General features: G+C 49.8%; 4 protein-coding genes. 2 read left to right on the forward strand and 2 right to left on the reverse strand.

Annotation, left to right across the window (positions count from 1 at the left end; translation table 11 throughout):
- Positions 1-118 precede the first annotated feature (118 nt).
- Positions 119-1,222, forward strand: coding sequence for a glycosyltransferase family 4 protein (locus QUB64_RS08885; RefSeq protein ID WP_333268479.1), 1,104 nt, complete (start codon positions 119-121; stop codon positions 1,220-1,222).
- A 202-nt stretch (positions 1,223-1,424) separates the two neighbouring features.
- On the opposite strand, the gene petG is transcribed toward QUB64_RS08885, so the two are convergent.
- Positions 1,425-1,544, reverse strand: a complete 120-nt coding sequence (gene petG / locus QUB64_RS08890; protein ID WP_006632329.1) for a cytochrome b6-f complex subunit V — start codon at positions 1,542-1,544, stop codon at positions 1,425-1,427.
- Between the two features lie 182 nt (positions 1,545-1,726).
- Between petG and QUB64_RS08895 the strand changes: the two genes are divergently transcribed.
- Complete coding sequence (locus QUB64_RS08895; RefSeq protein ID WP_333268481.1) at positions 1,727-2,107, forward strand: cytochrome c; 381 nt, start codon at positions 1,727-1,729, stop codon at positions 2,105-2,107.
- A 91-nt stretch (positions 2,108-2,198) separates the two neighbouring features.
- Here the strand turns inward: QUB64_RS08895 and QUB64_RS08900 are convergent.
- A partial coding sequence (locus tag QUB64_RS08900) for a calcium-binding protein (protein WP_333268483.1) occupies positions 2,199-3,110 on the reverse strand: 912 nt, incomplete at its 5' end.

The following is a 3,110-nucleotide window of genomic DNA, read 5'->3' on the forward strand; positions in this document are numbered from 1 at the left end:
GTAAGTTAAGGTTTGTAGTAAGGACTTTAGTCCTCAGTCATTTGGAGATAGAGGACTGAAGTCCTCACTACAAACCTAGATGATAATTATTTAAAATTGGAAATTATCATATTATCCCATGCCCAATTATCCATCTAATTTACTAATTAATCTTTCCTTCCTAATTTCCGAACCAACAGGCTTAGCCATCTACGCCAAAAACCTATTTCCCCACCTAAAATCCCTCAACCCAACCTTACTCACAGCCCAAAAATTCCCCAACAGCAACTGCTACGAAATCCCCGCCAACCTCACACCAGAACAAGGAACCAAAGGACACATCAACCGATTGCTGTGGACACAAACTCAACTCCCCAAAATTTACAAACAGCTAAAATCTAACCTGTTATTTTCGCCAATTCCCGAAGCTCCTTTATTTGCCGGTTGTCGCTATATAATTACAGTACACGACTTAATAGCCCTCCGATTTCCCCGCCGCTTCGATCCTTTAGCCGTTTATCACCGCTATTACATTCCCCAAGTGTTGCGGCAGGCTGAACATATTATCTGCGATTCCGAATCAACTGCCAATGATATTATTGATTTTTGTAAGATTCCGAGTTCTTTAATCTCGCGCATTTTTCCCGGCTACGATACCAGTTTTTTTAAGTTTCTCGACTTACCAACTAGCAATTATTTTCTGTATATGGGCCGCCACAATCCCCATAAAAACGTGCAGCGAGTTGTCGCAGCCTTTGCGGCTGTACCAAATAATTCCGAGTACGAATTGTGGATTACTGGATCGGAAGATAAACGCTATACCCCACTGCTGAAGGCGCAGGTTGCAGAATTGGGATTGTTCGATCGCGTAAAATTTCTAAATTACCTCCCTGCGGCTGACTTACCCAAAGTCATCAACCGGGCGATCGCCCTAGTATTCCCCAGTCTTTGGGAAGGATTCGGTCTCCCCGTGCTCGAAGCAATGGCCTGCGGCACTCCTGTAATCACCTCTAACCTGTCTTCCATGCCAGAAGTGGGGGGGGAGGCAGCCTGGTTAGTCAATCCCTACAGCGTCCAGGAAATAGCCTCTGCTATGCAAGAGCTGGCAACCGATGCCACAGGTCGATCGCAGTTGCGGGAGCTCGGTTTGGCGAGAGCAAAACTGTTTAGCTGGGAAAAAACAGGTCTGGAAACTGCTGCTATTCTCGATCGATACAGTAGACAAGTGACAGTAGACAAGTGACAAGTGACCTGTGACAGTAGACAAGTGACAAGTGACAGTAGACAAGTGACAGTTGGAAGAGGGAAGAGGGAAGAGTTGACCTGTGACAGAAGGAAGACTGAAGACGAAAGAAGAAAGATTTTTCCAATCTCCCCCGGAACCCCCCTCTCCCCCTCTCCTCCCTCCCCCTCTCCTCCGCTTCACCGAGGCACTATAGGCCCTTTTACTTGTTGATACCCAACTGATCGCCGCGCTTGTATTGCTGGTAAGCAGCAAAAAACAGCCCCGCCAGAGTAACAAAGATTAAACCCAGAACAATACCTGAAAGCAGCGGTTCTACCATGAGAGCTCCTTAACGTTAAGATTTAACAATCTATTTTTAATATTACCAGCACTGAGACAGATGAATTTTCCCATTCTTGGGAGTTCTGGGGGTCTGAGATCTTGATATCCCCGCTGGGAACGATTAAGCTATGTGATGAGAAATAAATTTTCTTGTAGATACTATTTTAAAATTGCACTCCTTTGAATCACCAAATTGCCACGAATGAAATTAAAAACCCGATCGAGCGACTTGCCCTATTGGCGATCGCGGTGTTGCTTGGCATCATGTTGGCGAGTATGACAATTCGTCAGTTTCAAGCCGCCGATCCCTACGTCAAAAGCGTACTGTCCCTCACGGGCGACCAGTTTCAGGGTTCAGCCATCTTTCACATGAACTGTGCGGGGTGTCACATATCCGTGGGAGACAGTCAAGTCGGGCCCAATTTGCACCGAGTGTCAGAGCGCAAATCTGAATTCGAGCTGATCCGCCAAGTCACCAGCGGGCGAACCCCACCAATGCCTCAGTTTCAGCCGAGCCCGCAAGAAATGGCAGACTTGCTGAAATATCTCGAACAGATTTAACCACAGCAGGGGAACGGAATTTCGTTCCCCTGCTGCCGATTGTCCAGCTAAGAGTAAGGTGCGCGTTGCGCACCCTACTAAGGACTACATACTAAACCACCAGCAAGCGAAAACTGCTCGCCGATAACTGGCTGGGCTGCACGCCCGCCACTACAGCCAAAATCTGGTTGCTGCTGGCGATCGCGATCGCAGTTGAGCCGTTAGTTTGGGTTAACGACAGTTGATTGAAGTCCAAGCCTCCCACCAACACCATCGAATCAAATCCGGGGGTAAAGTCGATCATGGTGTCAGTTCCCCCGATCGCTGCCAAGACAAAGCCATTGCTGCTGGTGCCGCCAACGAGAGTATCACTGCCAATACCACCAAAGAGCAAGTCATCGCCGGTGCCACCAAACAGCACATCATCGCCACTGCCGCCAAGTAAGGTATTGTTACCCTCGCCGCCGCAGAGAGTGTCATTACCTCGATCGCCAAATAGCAAGTCGTCGCCGGCGCCTCCCAACATTACGTCGTCGCCTTTGCCCCCGTACAATACATCATTGCCTGCATCGCCACTGAGCGAGTCGTTGCCACGATTGCCGTAAATCGTATCGTCGCCGATATCGCCAAAAATCAGGTCAAAGCCTTTACCACCGAAGAGAGTATCGTTATCGATGCCTCCGTAGACAGTATCGTTGCCCGTATTGCCATTGATGTAATCGTCACCCTGTTGGCCGAAGATCAAATCGTTGCCACCCAACCCAAAGATAGAGTCACTCTTGGCACTGCCCACGATCGTATCGTCGCCGTTAGGGCCGTCGATCACATTACCCTCTGAAGGACTGCCGGACTGATTGGGAGTAGCGATCCTGGGGAAGGCCTCAGGGCAAACCAAATCTGTCGCTACAGGCGTCGGCGTCGGCGTCGGTACAGGTGTAGGTGTCGGCGGTGTCGGCGGTGTCGGCGGTGTCGGCGGTGTCGGCGGTGTCGGCGGTGTCGGCGGTGTCGGCGGTGTCGGCGGTGT

Origin of the sequence: Microcoleus sp. Aus8_D2, assembly GCF_036702665.1 — a bacterium.
Classification (GTDB): domain Bacteria; phylum Cyanobacteriota; class Cyanobacteriia; order Cyanobacteriales; family Microcoleaceae; genus Microcoleus.